The sequence below is a fragment of the Paraburkholderia sp. Ac-20342 genome, assembly GCF_017104985.1.
Taxonomy (GTDB): domain Bacteria; phylum Pseudomonadota; class Gammaproteobacteria; order Burkholderiales; family Burkholderiaceae; genus Paraburkholderia.
In genome coordinates, this window is sequence record NZ_JAAGPQ010000039.1 from 1 (window position 1) to 16,068 (window position 16,068).

The following is a 16,068-nucleotide window of genomic DNA, read 5'->3' on the forward strand; positions in this document are numbered from 1 at the left end:
GCCGCAGGCGGTCGGCCTGCCGCCGGGGCCGCGCCGCCGCACGCCCGGTCTGCGGCGCGAGGAAGTCGCGCAACTGTGCGGCGTGAGCCCGACCTGGTACACGTGGATCGAGCAGGGCCGGCCCGTGTCCGCTTCCGCCGACGCGCTCGCGCGCATCGCGGTCGCGTTGCAGCTCTCGCGCGCCGAACGCGCCTATCTGTTCGAACTGGCCGCGCAGCGCGATCCGGCCGAGCCCGACCCGGCCGCCGCCGATGCCCCCGCCACGCTGCTGCAAACCGTGCAGCTCGTCAGCTCGCCGGCCTACGTGCTCGACCGGCAGTGGAATGCGCTCGCCTGGAACGAGCGCGCGGCCGAGCTGTTCGTCGGCTGGCTCGACGGCGCGCACGACCGCAATCTGCTGCGCTACACGTTCACCGAGCCGGCCGCGCGCGCGTTGATCGTCGATTGGGAAACGCGCGCGCGGCGGCTGGCGGCCGAATTCCGCGCCGACTCGATCCGCCATCTGAGCGATGCGCCGACGCACGCGCTGATCGATGCGCTGTCCGCCGCGAGCGACGAGTTCGCGCGTTACTGGGCCTCGCAGGACGTCGGCGGCCGCGAGGGCGGACGGCGCGAGTTCAATCATCCGCGCGACGGGCGCCTCGTTTACGACCAGATCACGTTCAAGCCCGCGCATCGCGAGGATCTGAAGCTGGTGGTGCTGGTGCGGGAGTAGGCTGGCGGCTGCCCGTCGCGGCGCAGCCTCAAGCGCGCGCCCATCGCCGCTGCGCCGTTCGCCGTGCTCCTGCCCCGTCTTGAGCGCCCACGCCCGGTGTTAAAATCGTCGTTTCTCCTCGCTGCGGCGCGGCCTTCGGGCCACTCAGCCAGGCTTGCCGTCAGCCGCTTTACCGCCCGATCAACGGCCGCTTCATTGCGGCCTGGTTTCCATTTAACTGCCGCTTAACCGCCCAACACCATGACGTCCCAATTGCACAAAAAAGGCGAAGCCTGGTCGGCTCGCTTCTCGGAGCCGATGTCGGAGCTCGTCAAACGCTATACGTCGTCGGTTTTCTTCGACAAGCGTCTCGCGTTCGTCGACATCGAAGGGTCGCTCGCGCACGCCTCGATGCTCGCCGCGCAGAAGATCATCTCCGCCGACGACCTCGCCGCGATCCAGCGCGGCATGGCGCAGATCAAGGGTGAAATCGAGCGCGGCGAGTTCGAATGGCAACTCGATCTCGAAGACGTGCACCTGAACATCGAAGCGCGCCTGACCGCGCTGATCGGCGACGCCGGCAAGCGCCTGCACACGGGCCGCTCGCGCAACGACCAGGTCGCGACCGACATCCGCCTGTGGCTGCGCGGCGAGATCGACCGCATCGGCGGACTGCTGACCGAACTGCGCACGGCGCTGCTCGACATCGCCGAGAAAAATGCCTCGACCATCATGCCGGGCTTCACGCACCTGCAAGTTGCACAGCCGGTCACGTTCGGCCATCACCTGCTCGCCTACGTCGAGATGTTCTCGCGCGACGCCGAGCGCATGATCGACTGCCGCAAGCGCGTGAACCGTCTGCCGCTCGGCGCGGCGGCGCTCGCCGGCACCAGCTATCCGATCGACCGTCACGCGGTGGCGAAGACGCTCGGCTTCGACGGCATCTGCGCGAACTCGCTCGACGCCGTCTCCGACCGCGACTTCGCGATCGAATTCACGGCGGCTTCCGCGCTCGTGATGACGCACGTGTCGCGCTTCTCCGAAGAACTCGTGCTGTGGATGAGCCCGCGCGTCGGCTTCATCGATCTGGCCGACCGTTTCTGCACCGGCTCGTCGATCATGCCGCAGAAGAAGAACCCGGACGTGCCCGAACTCGCGCGCGGCAAGACCGGCCGCGTGAACGGCCATCTGATGGCGCTGCTCACGCTGATGAAGGGCCAGCCGCTCGCGTACAACAAGGACAACCAGGAAGACAAGGAGCCGCTGTTCGACACGGTCGACACCGTTGCCGACACGCTGCGCATCTTCGCCGAGATGGTTGCCGGTATCACGGTCAAGCCCGACGCGATGCGCGCCGCCGCACTGCAAGGCTTCTCGACCGCGACCGATCTCGCCGACTATCTGGTCAAGCGCGGCCTGCCGTTCCGCGATGCGCACGAAGCGGTCGCGCTCGCGGTGCGCGTGTGCGCCGATCGCGGCTGCGATCTCGCGGACCTGACGCTCGACGAAATGCGCGGCGAATTGCCGAACGTCGCGCATCTGATCGGCGAGGATGTGTTCTCGTATCTGACGCTCGAAGGCTCGGTGGCGAGCCGCAATCATCCGGGCGGCACGGCACCCGAGCAGGTGCTGGCCGCAGTGAAGGCCGCGCGCGAAGCGCTGAAGTAAGCGATGTCCGGCGAGGCCGCGGGCGTGAGCTTGCGGTCTCGCGGGAATCCGCGTGCGGCATGGACCTGTATTACACGAACATGCAGCACGGACATGCAGAAGGCGAACCCCGCAGGCGGGTTCGCTTTTTTTTTCGCCTGCGTCTGGCGGACTCCACGCCAGCCACCGAAGCGGCAAGTGAGGCGGCCAGCGAAGACAAAAGAAAGCCCGCGTAAAGCGGGCTGAAAAGACTTCCACCGATGCCTCGTTGAAGAGGCCATCAAAGTGTAGGCGCGTTTGATCCATCGACCAATTCGCGGATATTTCCGGCCATTACATCGACGTGCCATACATCACACAGCGACCACGCAACGACCACGCAGCGGGTGAACGCCGATTGAATACCGGTAGTTTTTGACTACCATCGAATCAGGCCCTCTTCGCGCTGTTCCCCGACGATGCTTTCCCTCACCCCCGCCCTTCCGCGTCGCCGCGCGAGGCAATGCCTGCCACGCATCCGACGCTTGTCGCGCACGCCGCGCGTGCTGCTTGCCGCGCTGAGCGCCGCCGTGCTCGCCGGCTGCACGATCACCTCGCTGATGCCGCGCGAAACCGTCAACACGCCGCTCGCCGCGATCAACAGCGCGACGCTCGATCAATACCGCGACGCGGTCGCGCGGCGCATCGTCGAGCGCAATTCCTCGTATGTGCTGCAAGGCAAGCCGCAGGCGATGCTGCGCTCGCTCGTGGTGGTGTCGTTTACAGTCGATCGTAACGGACGCATCGTCGAGTCGTCGGTCTATCGCTCCAACGGCGACGACGAAGCCGAAAGCACGGCCCTCGCCACGCTGCGCCGCTCGGCCCCGCTGCCCTTACCGCCGGGCAAGCTGCTGAACAGCCGCGGTCAGCTCGAACTGTTCGAGGACTGGCTCTTCAACGACAACGGCAAATTCCAGTTGCGCGAGCTGGCCGCGCCGCAAGCGGAATCGCTTGAGTAGGCGTTTGCGCCGCGGTTTTGCGTCACTGCGTTTTGCTTTTCCGCGTCTTGCTTCTCCGTACTCTGCGCTACCGTGCCTTGCTCCGCGATGCATTGCGTCATCGCGCGTTGCCTCATTGCGCTTCACTTCGCCCGACGCCGCGCAGCATCGCGTACGACTACGACAATCTGCCGCCCCCGCCGGGTAGTGCGCCTGGTAGTGCGTCGCATCGCGCGCCGCCACAACCTTACGCCGCCATTGCTGCGCGCCGGCCGCGCTCGCTATAATTTCCGATCCCCTGCGCCGGCAGCATCCGGCATGGCTCACGCCGCCCGCACACCCGCCGGCGCGGCGGGCAAGCCCTCAGAATTTCAACACGGACACCGCGCGAGCGCATGCCGCCTGCTCCAGCAGCCGCATTGCGCCCCACGGCTTTACGACATAGGGAGACCTGCATGTCCATTTCGCCGATTTCCGCGGCTCAGCCTGCAAGCGGGCAAAACAGCAGCGCGCGAATCATCTTCGCGAGCTTTATCGGCACCGCGATCGAGTTCTACGACTTCTACGTCTACGCAACCGCCGCGGCGCTCGTCATCGGACCGGTATTCTTCCCGCATGGCTCGGCCACCGCGCAGGCGCTATCGGCGTTCGTCACGTTCGGCATCGCATTCGTCGCGCGGCCGATCGGCTCGTTCCTGTTCGGCCACTTCGGCGACCGCATCGGCCGCAAGTCGACGCTGGTGGCCTCGCTGCTCGTCATGGGCCTCTCGACCACGCTGATCGGCTTCGTGCCGGGTTACGACGCGATCGGCAGCCTCGCGCCGATTCTGCTGTGCATCCTGCGCTTCGGCCAAGGCATCGGCCTCGGCGGCGAATGGGGCGGCGCCGCGCTGCTCGCCACCGAAAACGCGCCGGCCGGCAAACGCGGCTGGTTCGGCATGTTCCCGCAATTGGGGCCGTCGATCGGCTTTCTCGCGTCGAACGGCCTGTTCTTCGCGCTCGCGCTGTCGCTCTCCGACGAGCAGTTCCGCAGCTGGGGCTGGCGCGTGCCGTTCATCGTCAGCTCGGTGCTGGTCGCGCTCGGCCTCTATGTGCGCCTGAAGATCGCCGAAACACCCGCGTTCAAGGCCGCCATCGAGCGCAAGGAACGCGTGCGCGTGCCGATCGCGACGCTGCTCTCGCAGCACTGGGCGCCCACGCTGCTCGGCGCGCTCGCGATGGTGGTCTGCTACACGCTGTTCTACAACGCGACGACGTTCTCGCTGTCGTACGGCGTCGGGTCGCTGCATATTCCGCGGCAGACGTTCCTCGGCCTGCTGTGCATCGCGGTCGTGTTCATGGCGCTCGCCACGCCGCTGTCGGCGCGCGCGAGCGACCGCTTCGGGCGCAAGCCGGTGCTGATCGTCGGCATCATCGCGGCGATCCTGTCGGGCTTCACGATGGCACCGCTGCTCGGCAGCGGCGAAACGCTGCTCGTGCTGCTGTTCCTCGTGATCCAGCTGTTCCTGATGGGCGTGACGTTCGCGCCGATGGGCGCGCTGCTGCCGGAACTGTTCCCGACCAACGTGCGCTATACCGGCGCCGGCGTCGCTTATAACCTCGGCGGGATTCTCGGCGCATCGGTCGCGCCGTATATCGCCCAGGTGCTCGCCGCGCACGGCGGCCTGCCGTGGGTCGGCGCGTACGTGTCGGTCGCCGCGGCCGTGAGCCTGTTCGGCGTGCTGTGCATGCGCGAAACGCGCGATGAAAGCCTCATGAAATGAGGCAATGAGGTCGCGGCGTGCATCGGCGGAAATGTTCTTCCGCCGATGCGCGTATGCCGTTTTTCTCATACTGCCCTTTCGTACTGCCTCGCGCATCGTGACTCATGCGCGGCTGTTTTGGCGCTGCCGCTTCATGCTGCTTCTGCGCGCCGACATCACCGCCGACGCGCTCACGCACCCGGCCTTTGCGGCGCCCTCTCCCCTCCGCCCTTGGCGGCAGGCGGCTCGGTAAATCCCCCGCCTTGTACGTCTTTTCGACGTGCCTATACTCCCTGTCATAACCCTACGAAAAACAGGGAGACTCGCATGAACCTCCATCTTCACAATGCCGAGATCGTGACGATCATCGCGCTGGCCTTGCTCGGCGCGTTGCTGCTCGCGCTGCGCTTTCGCCCGGCGAGCTGGAAAGGCATCGTCGTCGAGGCGCTCGCGGCGAACGCCGCGGCCATCGCCGCGGTCATCGCATTCGAAATGCTCATGGCCTGAGTCCAGACCCGAGCCGCGCATCGCGCTCAACGGTAGTAGTAGCCGTGATGGTAGTAGCCTCCGCCGCCGTAGTAATAGCCCGGCGCCGGTGCGATGACGCAGCCGCCGAGTGCCGTTGCGAGGACCGTGCCGGCAACCAGAGTCAGAATCAAGCGTTTCATGTTGTTCTCCATCGAGTCAGTTTGATTCGAGTCGAAGCCCCGAATGACCCGATTGAACACGATCCGCCCCCGCGTGAACGTTGCCATTTGTAAGGGAAAATCACCGCGGTGTTACAGAACCGGCGGGGCCGATTCACGCCGCTGAAACGTATTCGACAAGCACTTGTCACTGAAGCGCGAGCACGTCGATATGGCGAAAAACAACGCCTATACTGCGTTGAGCGCGTCGATGTCGCGCCGGCATAGCGGCTGCCCCGCCGAGCGCGCCTGCACGCGCCTCGGCAGCGATTTCAGACACGACAGCGGGACCTTGGCGCGCGGTATCTCGCGAGTTTGCGATGAGGCCCGATCGCATCGCGCATGCAGACGGAACCGCATGAGCGTGGTGTAAGAACGGCATGACCGCCGCCCTGGCGCCCAACGAAAAGCGACAGATTTAACAGGCGTGTAATCGATTCCGCTACGCCCGCGATTCCTCTACGCCCGTCGTTCCCCGACGCGGGCGTTTTTTAGAGGCGCGACGAGGCCATCCGGCTCGCAGGAGCGGATTGTGCGTCGCGCCTCACTTCTTTGGCGCAAACGTTTGCCAAACGACCCGGGAAAAACCGGCGGAATTCAGGCGGCAGCCGAATCGTCCTGCACCGCAAACGCGTCCGCGCCTGAGTGCACATAGTCGATCGCGTCGAGCGCCGCACTGATCGGCGGCACCGAGCGGCCGTCGCCGATCGAGGTCGAACGGAACGGCGCTTCGACGCCGCAATGCGACGGCGAGGTCGCCACGAAGATCATGACCGTGCGCTTCTGCAGCGCGTGCGCGAGATGGACGAAACCCGTATCCGTGCCGACGACGAGCGCGCACGCGTCGATCATCTGCGCGACTTCGGTCACGCTCATTTGCGGCAGCACGGTCGCGCCCGGCACTTGCGCCGCGATCTGCTCGGCCTCGGCACGTTCGCCAGGCGACCCCCAAGGCAGCACGACCTGAAAGCCGCGCTCGCCCAGCTTACGCCCCACCGCCACCCAATGACCGAGCGGCCACTTCTTGTCGTCCTTGGAGGTGGCATGAAAAAATGCCGCGACGGGCGCCTTGGTGCGCGCGAACGGCCGCGTGACCGGTTCGGGCAGACGCAGGTTGTAGATCGCCGGGCCGTCTACCTTGTAGCCGAGCGCCTCGCTCGCGCTGATGCGCATGCCATGCCATGCATTACCCTGGGGACGCGGACCGAAACGGCCCGTATACGCGAATGCGGCACCGCGCTCGCCCAGATCCTGGGATTGGTAACCGATGCGCTTCGACGAGCGCGCGAGAAACGCAATGATCGCGCTCTTGTAGACGCCGTGAATGTCGATGATGTAGTCGTAGCGATGCGCGCGCAGATCGGAAATCGATGCCCAGATTGCCTTGAAATCGCTCCAGCGGCGCGCTTTCTTGAACCGGCGCAGCGGCGCGCACAGCACGCGGTCGACGCCCTGGCTCCAGTGCACCAGATCCGCGAACGCCTCGTCGGCGGCCCAGTCGACCTGAACGCCGGGAAACGCGCGCTTGATATCGGCAACGACCGGCAGTGCCTGCACGATGTCGCCTAGTGAAGTGACCTTGACGATAAGGACTCGCTTCATTGAGGAACTGTTCGTTGTTCGAGATTCAAACCATTTTAGCTGACGATTCCGTCACACCCCTGCCAAACGCGCAACGGACACAGTCTGTCTCTTAATACCGTCTATTACACCGGGGGCGCGAAAAGTGTCGCCCCAGACTGTCCGCCCATGGCATTTCAAAAGGCTTTCCCAAATCCTGGGCCATGCGGTACGCCTTATACTCTTTCCTTTACGCCTGTCCGATCCCGCCCACCGCCAGCCGATTCCATGCCCCGGTCCTTCCCTCCCAGTCCATCCGTCCTCCTGCGCCGCGCGAAACGCCTGTGGCGGCAATACGGCATTTTCTGGCTCGGCGCGATCGCGGTCGGCCTCGTCGCGGTGCTGTACGCGCGGCTGATCGACTGGGGCTACGACGTGTTTCGCGGCGTGCAGCAACAGCATACGTGGGCGCCGCTCATCATCACGCCGGCGGTCGCGGCGCTCGCCGTGTGGCTCACGCGCACGTTTTTCCGCGGCGCCGAGGGCAGCGGCATTCCGCAGGTCATCGCAACGCTGCACACGAAGCCTGGCGCCTACGGCGCGCGGCTGCTCTCGGTGCGGCTTCTGCTCGGCAAGATCGGCGTGTCGTTTCTCGGGATTCTCGGCGGCTTCACGATCGGCCGCGAAGGACCGACCGTGCAGGTCGGCGCCGCGCTGATGTTCAATCTGCGCCGGCTCTATCCGCGCTCGAACGCGCAGATCGAACGGCAACTCGCGCTGGCGGGCGCGGCCGCGGGTTTGTCGGCGGCATTCAATACGCCGCTGGCCGGCATCGTGTTCGCCATCGAGGAACTGACGCGCAGCTTCGAAGCACGCGCGAGCGGTGTGCTGATTACCGCGATCATCATCGCGGGGGTGGTCGCGCTGGGCTTGAACGGCAACTACACGTATTTCGGCACGATCCAGATCGGCGCGCACTTCCCCGATCTGCTCGCGCTCGCGGTGCTGCTCACGGCGCTCGTCACCGGTATCGCGGGCGGCGGGTTCGGCTGGCTGCTGCTCAATACCGCGCGCTGGATTCCGGCGCCGCTGCGCCAGTTGCACGGCGAGCGGCCGGTCGCGTTCGCCGCGCTATGCGGCTTCACGATCGCGGTCGTCGGGCTGCTGTCGGGCGGCGCGACGTTCGGCAGCGGTTATGCGGAAGCGCGCGGATTGCTCGACGGACACGCGCAATCGATGTTCTATCCGTTCCTGAAGATGATCGCGCTGATCGGCTCATACCTGCCCGGCATTCCAGGCGGCATCTTCGCGCCGTCGCTGTCGATCGGCGCGGGTTTCGGCAATCTGCTGCACATGGTGTTCGACTCGATGCAATTGCCGATGCTGATTGCGCTCGCGATGGTCGGCTATCTGGCCGCCGTCACGCAATCGCCGATTACGTCGTTCGTGATCGTGATGGAGATGATCGACGGCCATGCGCTTGTGATTTCGCTGATGGCCACCGCGTTGATCGCGAGCCGCGTATCGCGTCTGTTTGCGCCGCCGTTGTACGAGTCGTTGGCGCGGCGTTATATGGCGCCGTTGCCGCAGCCTGCGCCCGCGCCTGAGGTGCCCGAGGTTGAAGTACCCGAGCCGACGGCGGAAGAAAGCCCCGAGGTCGATGCTGCCATGGCCAAAGCCGACGGCACTCACGGCGAGCAACCGGCAACGGACGCACAGGTGCAAGCCCCGGAGAGCGCAACTCGAAACACCGCGACGAATGGCGCTGCGAATGTCCCGGCAAACGGCGCTGCGAGCACCGTGGCGGACACCGCCGCGAACGCCGTCGCGCCAACCTCGACAGACCTCGCGAACGACGCCTCCGACACCCCGCGTCAATAAACCACGACGCGCGGCGCATGCACATACACCGGCCGCGCGGGGACGACGACGCAACCGGCCAGCATCACCGCGAGCGCTGCGAGCACGAGCAAATTCTTTTTCATCGGATAGTTCTCCACACTCCCAGGCGCGCGATCGCCGGCGCCTGTGTTATCGATCAAACGGGAAAATGCGCTGAAGACGCGACGCGAGCGGTATCGAACGCCGCCGCGTCGCCAATGCATGCGTTTTTGCGTGCGGCTTCGCGTTCGCCCATGCGTTCGCTGCCACGCACGCGACTGCGGTCGTTACGCCCAATGCCCCGCAATCCAGCGGTAGTTCGGACCATGCTCGACCCAGTGACCCGGCACCCAGTGATAGCCGACGCGTTCGGCCTGCCAGTGGCCGACGACCCACACGTAGCGGCCATGATCCCAGCGCCAGTGACCGTGATCCCACACGTAGCCGACCCGCGGCGCGGGCACGGCCTCGAAGCGGACCGGCGGCGGCGCGGACGGCGCGACGATGACGACTTCCTCGGCCGAAGCCGACGCCATCGCGGCAGCGCCGGCGGCGATCAGAACGGTGTTGGCAAGCAGCAGGCGAAAGGTTCTGTTCATGATCTCCCTCTTGGGTTGAACACCGGATGCGGCGTTACCGGTTTAATGCGCGAGGGCTCCGGGCGGCTGACGAGCCGCGTGTAACGGTGCACGCTGAAATGCAACGGATTATTTCGATCGGAGAATCGGGCGCGGCGAGCGCCGCCAGGGTCAGGCGGGAGAGAAGCGGAAAGCCGATGACCGAAGGAGTTTCAGCGAGACAACGGTGAGGGAAGACTCAGAGAGAAGGTCTGCACATGAGCATCAGCACGATGCGTCTACATGACCGCCGCATGTGCATGCCTATGCGAGCGCAAACAACAAACGGGAAGCAACAAACGAAAAGCGCCGCACAGCATCGCATTGAATCAACACGACACCATGCAGCGCATTTGCGGCGATACAAACCGGCCGCTCACCGGCGGCCAGGCAAACCCACCCGCGGAACGATCAGACCTGCGGTATTTCGATCTTGACTTCGAGCACCTCGAGATCGTCCTGACGCTCGAGACTCACACGAATATCGTCGTCGGAAATCTTCACGTACTTCGAGATCACGGCCACCAGTTCGCGTTGCAACGCAGGCAGATAATCGGCGGGCGCATGGCCGCCGGCGCGCTCGTGCGCGATGATCAACTGCAGGCGTTCCTTCGCTACCGACGCGGACTTCTTTTTCTCGCCCAGCAAAAACGAAAGAATCGACATTACGTGCGTCCCCCCTTACTTGGTGCCGAAGAGGCGCTGCAGCAGCCCGGGCTTCTGGTAATCGACAAAGCGGAGCGACTTCTGCTCGCCGAGGAAACGCGACACGACGTCCTTATAGGCTTCGGCCACATCGGTGCCGTCGAGGTGCACGGCCGGCAGACCCTGGTTCGACGCGTGCAGCACGGCTTCCGACTCGGGAATCACGCCGATCAGGTCGATGCGCAAGATTTCCTGGATATCGGTCAGCGAAAGCATTTCGCCTTCGTTCACGCGCTTCGGGTTGTAGCGCGTAATCAGCAGATGCTCCTTGATCGGCTCCTTGCCCTCGATCGCGCGCTTGGTCTTCGACGACAGAATGCCGAGAATGCGGTCCGAGTCGCGCACCGACGACACTTCCGGATTCGTCACGATCAGCGCTTCGTCGGCGAAGTGCATCGCGAGCAGCGCGCCCGATTCGATACCGGCCGGCGAATCGCAGACGATGTATTCGAAGTCCATCGCGATCAGGTCGTTGATGACCTTCTCGACGCCTTCCATCGTCAGCGCATCCTTGTCGCGCGTCTGCGACGCCGGCAGGATGAACAGGTTCTCGCACTTCTTGTCCTTGATCAGCGCCTGGTTCAGATTCGCTTCGCCCTGGATCACGTTGATCAGGTCGTACACGACCCGGCGCTCGCAGCCCATGATGAGGTCGAGGTTGCGCAGGCCGACGTCGAAGTCGATCACGGCAGTCTTGCTGCCACGCAATGCGAGGGCCGATGCAAAACTCGCGCTCGTGGTCGTCTTGCCCACGCCACCCTTGCCCGAAGTCACCACAATGATTTTTGCCATTACCCTTACCTTGTGTTCGTCAAATGCGTCAATTATGTGCGGCTTTTTTCCCGTGAAACGCGGTGTGCCGGACTACCCCCGGGGCAGCACGCGCGTCGCCTCTCTCAGGTGAGCCGCAACGGTTCGATCATCAGTTTTTCTTGTTCGAGCCAGATCTGCACCGGCTTGCCGAGCACGTCGGCCGGCAGCGGGTTCTCGGTCGTTCGATAGATGCCCGCGATCGAGATCAGTTCCGGTTCGAGACACGTGCAGAAAATGCGCGCGTCGTGATTGCCCTGCACGCCGGCCAATGCCCGGCCGCGCAGCGGCGCGTAAATGTGGATGTTGCCTTCCGCGATTACCTCGGCGCCGTAGCTCACGAGACCGAGCACGACGAGGTCGCCCTTGGCGTAGATGCGCTGGCCCGAGCGCAGCGGCTTGTCGATCACCATGGTTTGCGGCGAGGCGGCGAGCCGCGCGGATTCAGCGGCGGCCGCCGGGTCGAGCGTGGTGCCTACGCCAGCGGCAATGGACGCGGTGGCCGTGGCGGTTGCGGTGTTCGTCGCGGTATCTGCCGCAGTGCCTGCTGTCGCGCTTGCCACTACGCCGGCACTCACGTTTGCCGCCGTGCCCTCTTCGTCGCCCTGCTTCGCCGCGGCGCCGCGCCGGTCGCGCGCTTCGAGCAGCGGCAAGGCGGTTTCGGTCGCCCACGCTTGCGCCGCATGGGCGACCACGCCGACCGGCCGCATGCGCACGCTGTCGAGCAGTTGCGCGATGTCGGCGAGCGGCACGCGTTCGTTTTCGGCGAGACGCCGCACGTCGATCGCGACAACGTCGTTAGCGAAGAATTCGGGGGTCGCCTCGAAGCGTCGCGTCAGTTCGGCGCGCATCGCGTCGAGGTCGGTCGTTTTGACCACGAACATGAGCGTGTCGACAGAGCCGCTGCGAAGTTCGAAAAAAGGCGATTTCTTGGGCGACATAGCGTTCGGCAAAAAATTTTGCGTATTTTACAGGCGTACACGCGCCCGGCCAGTTTTTTTGCCGGGAGAATCTGCTGTCGCGCGCGTGGCGCGGCGCAGCGCCCGATACGCGCCGCCACACGTCTCGCGCAAGACATATCGCGCAAGACATGCGCGAACGACGGCAACACCGTGGCGCGGCCGCAATCGTGGACGAGACAAAAGAAATTGGCGCACCGGACATGCGCGCCGGAGACATCTCGAAGCAGCGCGACGCAGAGGCAGGCGGCCTGCTGGCACGCCGCTCGCCGCTACCCGTGCGTGTGCGAGGTGGCGCTCACGTGTCGCACCAGCAGGCTTTCGGCCTGCTCGGGCGCGCGCACGACGCGCCGGTGCTCGCCGGCGGGACCGAAGCCGAGCGCTTCGTAAAAGCGCATCGCGTTGCGGTTCGCGTCGGCAACCCATGCGTAGATTTCGGTGGCGCTCGCGCTCGCAAGCCAGTTGCTCGCGGTATCGACGAGCAGTTCGCCACCGCGCAGATGACGCACCGCCGGCGCCACCCATAGTTCGCAGACGAACGCGCGGCGCGCCGCGGTGTCCTCGAAATGCGCTTCGATCAGCCCGGCTGGATGACCCTCGGTGTAGAGAATGAAGGTGCCGACGGCCGGCGAAACCGCGTGCTCGGCCGCGGTGGCATCGAAGCTGGCGGCGTCGGCCGACAACGCGTCCTCGAGTGTCGCGCCGAAGGCATAGGGCGCCTCCCGCAGCGACGCAGTACGGAGTTCGCGAAAAACGGCGCCCTGCTCAGCGGTGATGCGGCGAACGGTCAGTGACGGACTCATGCAGACAAAAACCCCTTGAAACCCTAACGCGTAGCTTTAACCGAACCGGCACGCGAGTCAAATTATTATTGACCAGAACAGCCGCGCGCGCGACGTGTTCGCCTCGCATGCGAACCATGCAGGCCACTCTCGATACGGCCCGCATGCGCTGCAATCTGGCATGCGGCGCGCTCACGGCGCCTCGTAGCGGCCGGTGCCGTCCGGCCACGGTGTGAGCAGTTCGTAGCCGTCCTCGGTCACGGCAACCATGTGCTCCCATTGCGCCGAGAGCGAGCGGTCCTTCGTGACCACGGTCCAGCCGTCGCGCTGCACGCTCGTGCCGGCGCGGCCCGCGTTGACCATCGGCTCGATCGTGAAGACCATGCCCGGTTTCAGGCGCACGCCCTGCCCCGGCTGGCCGTAGTGCAGCACCTGCGGGTCCTCGTGATAGACGCGGCCGATGCCGTGTCCGCAGTAGTCGCGCACGATCGAAAAACCATCGCGCTGCGCGACCTTCTGGATCGCGTGGCCGACGTCGCCGAGCGTCGCACCCGGCTTCACCTCGCGCATGCCGGCGACCATCGCCTCGTAAGTCGTGTCGATCAGCTGACGCGCGACCGGGCTCGGCTGGCCGACGCAGTACATGCGGCTCGTGTCGCCGAAATAGCCGTCCTTGATGATCGCGACGTCGATGTTGATGATGTCGCCGTCCTTGAGAACCTCGTTGCGGTTCGGTATGCCATGGCATACCACGCTGTTGACCGAGGTGCAGACGGTCTTCGGAAAGCCCAGATAACCGACGTTGGCCGGAATCGACTTCTGCGTGTTGACGATGTAGTCGTTGCACAGCGCGTCGAGTTCGTCGGTGGACACGCCGGCCTTGACGTGCTCGCCGATCATTGCCAGCACGTCGGCCGCGAGGCGGCCGGCAATGCGCAGCCTCGCGATATCGTCGGGAGTCTTGTAGGTAATGGCCATGAATTCAGTCGATGTGGGTCGGATGGATTTCGAATGTTCGACGACGTCGTGCCGCCGCGAGCGAAGCGGCCGATCCTGCTCGCGCCAGCGGTCGATCGTGTCAATTGTACAGAGGATCGCGCGGCCCCCCTGGCAAAACCGGGCAAAACGACCTGCGCGGCGGTGAACCATTCGAGACGCGTCGTCGCGCCGGAGCCCGGAATAAATCAGTATCGCTTAGCAATCCGTTCGGCTTGCCGGGGCGGGCCGAGCATCTCGGCGACCCGCAGGCGGACCCACGGCGAGGTGCCTTAACTTCGCCACCAGGCCTAAATAGATCGCGTCGAAATGCCGTTATATGCCGTTATTCATTCCATTAGTGTCGTTTTGTTTCATTAAAGGAACGAGACGACGATTACGGCAACCCGAACGCTCCCTTCCGATGAAAAATCTCACGCTCAACGCACGCATCGCCGCCACGATCGCGTTCCTCGCCCTGCTGCTGATCGCGACCGGCGCGATCGGCATCGTCGGCATGGCCCAAAGCAATCGCGCGCAGCGCGACGCCTATGCGGTGCATTACGCGTCGGTCGTCGTGCTCGGCAAGTCCGGCACGGCGATGTCGCGCGCTCGCTACGGGCTCGACTGGGCGATGGCCAATCCGCACTCGCCGCAGCTTGCGATGCAGCTCGATCGCGCGAACAGCCTGCTCGTGGAATCCGACCGTCACTGGGCCGAGTTCCGCGCCTTGCCGAAGAGCGCCGAACTCGCGGCCCTCACCGCCGACCTCGACACGAAACGCAGTGCCGTGCGCCACGACGGCATCGACAAGCTGATCGAGGCGATCCGCGGCGGCGACACGGGCTGGATGGACGAAAGCCGCGCGCAGCACCTGATCGCGCTCTACAGCGCGATGAACGAGAGCCAGGGCAAGCTCGAAAGCTATCTCGACGCGCAGGCGACCGAGGCCGGCGCGCGCTCCAACGCGCTCTTTCGCGCGATGCTCGCGACCTGCGCGGCAAGCATCGTGCTGGCGCTTGCGGTCGCGTTCCTGAGCTGGCGCTCGCTGCGCCGCGCGATCATGACGCCGCTCGCGAGCGCGCTGCATCAGTTCGACGCGATCGCGGCGGGCGATCTGCGCACGCGCGCGGCGGCGCACGCGAACGACGAAATGGGTACGCTGCTGCGCGCGCTCGCCGCGATGCAGGCGCGTCTGCTCGGCACGGTCACGTCGGTGCGCTCGGGTTCGACGGCGATCGCCTCGGCCACGCAGCAGATCGCGGCGGGCAATCAGGACCTCTCGCAACGCACCGAGGAACAGGCGGCCTCGCTCGGCGAAACGGCATCCGCGATGGAACAGATCACCGCGACCGTGCAGCTCAACGCGAGCCATGCCGAGCAGGCCAGCACACTCGCGCGCGGCGCGTCGGACCTCGCCGCGCACGGCCGCGACGCGGTCGGCAGCATGATCGAAACGATGCGCGCGATCCACACGGGTTCCGCACAGATGACGGGCATCATCGGCACGATCGAGAGCATCGCGTTCCAGACGAATATCCTCGCGCTCAACGCGGCCGTCGAAGCCGCGCGCGCCGGCGACGAAGGCCGCGGCTTCGCGGTGGTGGCCGGCGAGGTGCGCAGCCTCGCGCAACGCTCGGCGGCCGCGGCGCGCGAGATCGGCGCGCTGATTGCCGATTCGACCTCGCGCGTCGAACGCGGCGCGGGCCTCGTCGAAGACGCGGGCGGCACGATGCAGCAGATCGAGGCGGCGATTGCACGCGTGACGGGCATCGTCGGCGAGATCGCGCAGGCTTCGCGCGAGCAGAGCGACGGGATTCAGCAGGTGGGACTCGCGATCACGCAGATGGACGAAGTGACGCAGCAGAACGCGGCGCTCGTCGAGGAAAGCGCGGCGGCGGCGGCATCGCTGGCGGATCAGGCGCGCGCCTTGAGCGAGTTGATGGAAGGGTTCAAGGTGGCGTGAGGGCCGCCGCCGCGGGACTCGAAACGCGGATTCGAGCCTCGTGGTGTGGGCCAGCCAGCCTCGACCG

The 16,068-nt window shown here is 65.4% G+C and carries 15 protein-coding genes; 7 read left to right on the plus strand and 8 right to left on the minus strand.

What is annotated here, in order from left to right:
- The 5 genes from G3N58_RS18030 to G3N58_RS18050 form a co-directional block, all read left to right on the plus strand.
- Positions 1 to 715, plus strand: a 715-nt coding sequence (locus G3N58_RS18030; RefSeq protein WP_205999837.1) for a helix-turn-helix transcriptional regulator, incomplete at its 5' end; no start/stop codon positions are given.
- Between the two features lie 240 nt (positions 716 to 955).
- On the plus strand, positions 956 to 2,362 hold the full coding sequence (gene argH, locus G3N58_RS18035; protein ID WP_167284384.1) for an argininosuccinate lyase: 1,407 nt from the start codon (positions 956 to 958) through the stop codon (positions 2,360 to 2,362).
- 437 nt (positions 2,363 to 2,799) lie between these two features.
- Complete coding sequence (locus G3N58_RS18040) at positions 2,800 to 3,339, plus strand: energy transducer TonB (protein WP_205999838.1); 540 nt, start codon at positions 2,800 to 2,802, stop codon at positions 3,337 to 3,339.
- 434 nt (positions 3,340 to 3,773) lie between these two features.
- Positions 3,774 to 5,081, plus strand: coding sequence for an MFS transporter (locus G3N58_RS18045; protein ID WP_167036747.1), 1,308 nt, complete (start codon positions 3,774 to 3,776; stop codon positions 5,079 to 5,081).
- Positions 5,082 to 5,387: 306 nt separating this feature from the next.
- Positions 5,388 to 5,567, plus strand: coding sequence for a hypothetical protein (locus G3N58_RS18050; RefSeq protein ID WP_167036744.1), 180 nt, complete (start codon positions 5,388 to 5,390; stop codon positions 5,565 to 5,567).
- A 26-nt stretch (positions 5,568 to 5,593) separates the two neighbouring features.
- On the opposite strand, the gene G3N58_RS34520 is transcribed toward G3N58_RS18050, so the two are convergent.
- Entirely contained in the window at positions 5,594 to 5,728 is a 135-nt protein-coding gene (locus tag G3N58_RS34520; protein WP_275691474.1) for a hypothetical protein, read from the minus strand.
- Positions 5,729 to 6,343: 615 nt separating this feature from the next.
- The gene (gene waaC / locus G3N58_RS18055; RefSeq protein WP_167036741.1) at positions 6,344 to 7,348 is read right to left on the minus strand and encodes a lipopolysaccharide heptosyltransferase I; all 1,005 of its coding nucleotides are present in this window, start codon (positions 7,346 to 7,348) and stop codon (positions 6,344 to 6,346) included.
- 246 nt (positions 7,349 to 7,594) lie between these two features.
- Here waaC and G3N58_RS18060 point away from each other — a divergent pair, with 246 nt between their 5' ends.
- Entirely contained in the window at positions 7,595 to 9,187 is a 1,593-nt protein-coding gene (locus G3N58_RS18060; RefSeq protein ID WP_241017161.1) for a chloride channel protein, read from the plus strand.
- Positions 9,188 to 9,474: 287 nt separating this feature from the next.
- Here G3N58_RS18060 and G3N58_RS18065 read toward each other — a convergent pair whose 3' ends face one another.
- The 6 genes from G3N58_RS18065 to map form a co-directional block, all read right to left on the minus strand.
- On the minus strand, positions 9,475 to 9,786 hold the full coding sequence (locus tag G3N58_RS18065; protein WP_167036737.1) for a YXWGXW repeat-containing protein: 312 nt from the start codon (positions 9,784 to 9,786) through the stop codon (positions 9,475 to 9,477).
- A 429-nt stretch (positions 9,787 to 10,215) separates the two neighbouring features.
- Positions 10,216 to 10,470 carry a cell division topological specificity factor MinE gene (minE, locus tag G3N58_RS18070; RefSeq protein ID WP_094783024.1) on the minus strand — a complete coding sequence of 85 codons (255 nt, stop codon included), beginning with the start codon at positions 10,468 to 10,470 and terminating at the stop codon, positions 10,216 to 10,218.
- 15 nt (positions 10,471 to 10,485) lie between these two features.
- The gene (gene minD / locus G3N58_RS18075) at positions 10,486 to 11,301 is read right to left on the minus strand and encodes a septum site-determining protein MinD (RefSeq protein WP_167036735.1); all 816 of its coding nucleotides are present in this window, start codon (positions 11,299 to 11,301) and stop codon (positions 10,486 to 10,488) included.
- A 104-nt stretch (positions 11,302 to 11,405) separates the two neighbouring features.
- Positions 11,406 to 12,260 (minus strand): septum site-determining protein MinC, encoded by an 855-nt coding sequence (gene minC, locus G3N58_RS18080; RefSeq protein WP_205999840.1) that lies wholly within the window; start codon positions 12,258 to 12,260, stop codon positions 11,406 to 11,408.
- Between the two features lie 290 nt (positions 12,261 to 12,550).
- The gene (locus tag G3N58_RS18085) at positions 12,551 to 13,081 is read right to left on the minus strand and encodes a GNAT family N-acetyltransferase (RefSeq protein ID WP_167036729.1); all 531 of its coding nucleotides are present in this window, start codon (positions 13,079 to 13,081) and stop codon (positions 12,551 to 12,553) included.
- A 171-nt stretch (positions 13,082 to 13,252) separates the two neighbouring features.
- The gene (gene map, locus G3N58_RS18090) at positions 13,253 to 14,038 is read right to left on the minus strand and encodes a type I methionyl aminopeptidase (RefSeq protein ID WP_205989280.1); all 786 of its coding nucleotides are present in this window, start codon (positions 14,036 to 14,038) and stop codon (positions 13,253 to 13,255) included.
- Positions 14,039 to 14,459: 421 nt separating this feature from the next.
- On the opposite strand from map, the gene G3N58_RS18095 reads away from it, so the two are divergent.
- Positions 14,460 to 16,001 (plus strand): methyl-accepting chemotaxis protein, encoded by a 1,542-nt coding sequence (locus G3N58_RS18095; RefSeq protein WP_167036691.1) that lies wholly within the window; start codon positions 14,460 to 14,462, stop codon positions 15,999 to 16,001.
- The last annotated feature ends 67 nt before the right edge of the window (positions 16,002 to 16,068 follow it).

Coding starts and splice junctions, on each gene's coding strand:
- argH (WP_167284384.1), top strand. CDS start 956: ATGACGTCCCAATTGCACAAAAAAGGCGAAGCCTGGTCGGCTCGCTTC.
- G3N58_RS18040 (WP_205999838.1), top strand. CDS start 2,800: ATGCTTTCCCTCACCCCCGCCCTTCCGCGTCGCCGCGCGAGGCAATGC.
- G3N58_RS18045 (WP_167036747.1), top strand. CDS start 3,774: ATGTCCATTTCGCCGATTTCCGCGGCTCAGCCTGCAAGCGGGCAAAAC.
- G3N58_RS18050 (WP_167036744.1), top strand. CDS start 5,388: ATGAACCTCCATCTTCACAATGCCGAGATCGTGACGATCATCGCGCTG.
- G3N58_RS34520 (WP_275691474.1), bottom strand. CDS start 5,728: ATGAAACGCTTGATTCTGACTCTGGTTGCCGGCACGGTCCTCGCAACG.
- waaC (WP_167036741.1), bottom strand. CDS start 7,348: ATGAAGCGAGTCCTTATCGTCAAGGTCACTTCACTAGGCGACATCGTG.
- G3N58_RS18060 (WP_241017161.1), top strand. CDS start 7,595: ATGCCCCGGTCCTTCCCTCCCAGTCCATCCGTCCTCCTGCGCCGCGCG.
- G3N58_RS18065 (WP_167036737.1), bottom strand. CDS start 9,786: ATGAACAGAACCTTTCGCCTGCTGCTTGCCAACACCGTTCTGATCGCC.
- minE (WP_094783024.1), bottom strand. CDS start 10,470: ATGTCGATTCTTTCGTTTTTGCTGGGCGAGAAAAAGAAGTCCGCGTCG.
- minD (WP_167036735.1), bottom strand. CDS start 11,301: ATGGCAAAAATCATTGTGGTGACTTCGGGCAAGGGTGGCGTGGGCAAG.
- minC (WP_205999840.1), bottom strand. CDS start 12,260: ATGTCGCCCAAGAAATCGCCTTTTTTCGAACTTCGCAGCGGCTCTGTC.
- G3N58_RS18085 (WP_167036729.1), bottom strand. CDS start 13,081: ATGAGTCCGTCACTGACCGTTCGCCGCATCACCGCTGAGCAGGGCGCC.
- map (WP_205989280.1), bottom strand. CDS start 14,038: ATGGCCATTACCTACAAGACTCCCGACGATATCGCGAGGCTGCGCATT.
- G3N58_RS18095 (WP_167036691.1), top strand. CDS start 14,460: ATGAAAAATCTCACGCTCAACGCACGCATCGCCGCCACGATCGCGTTC.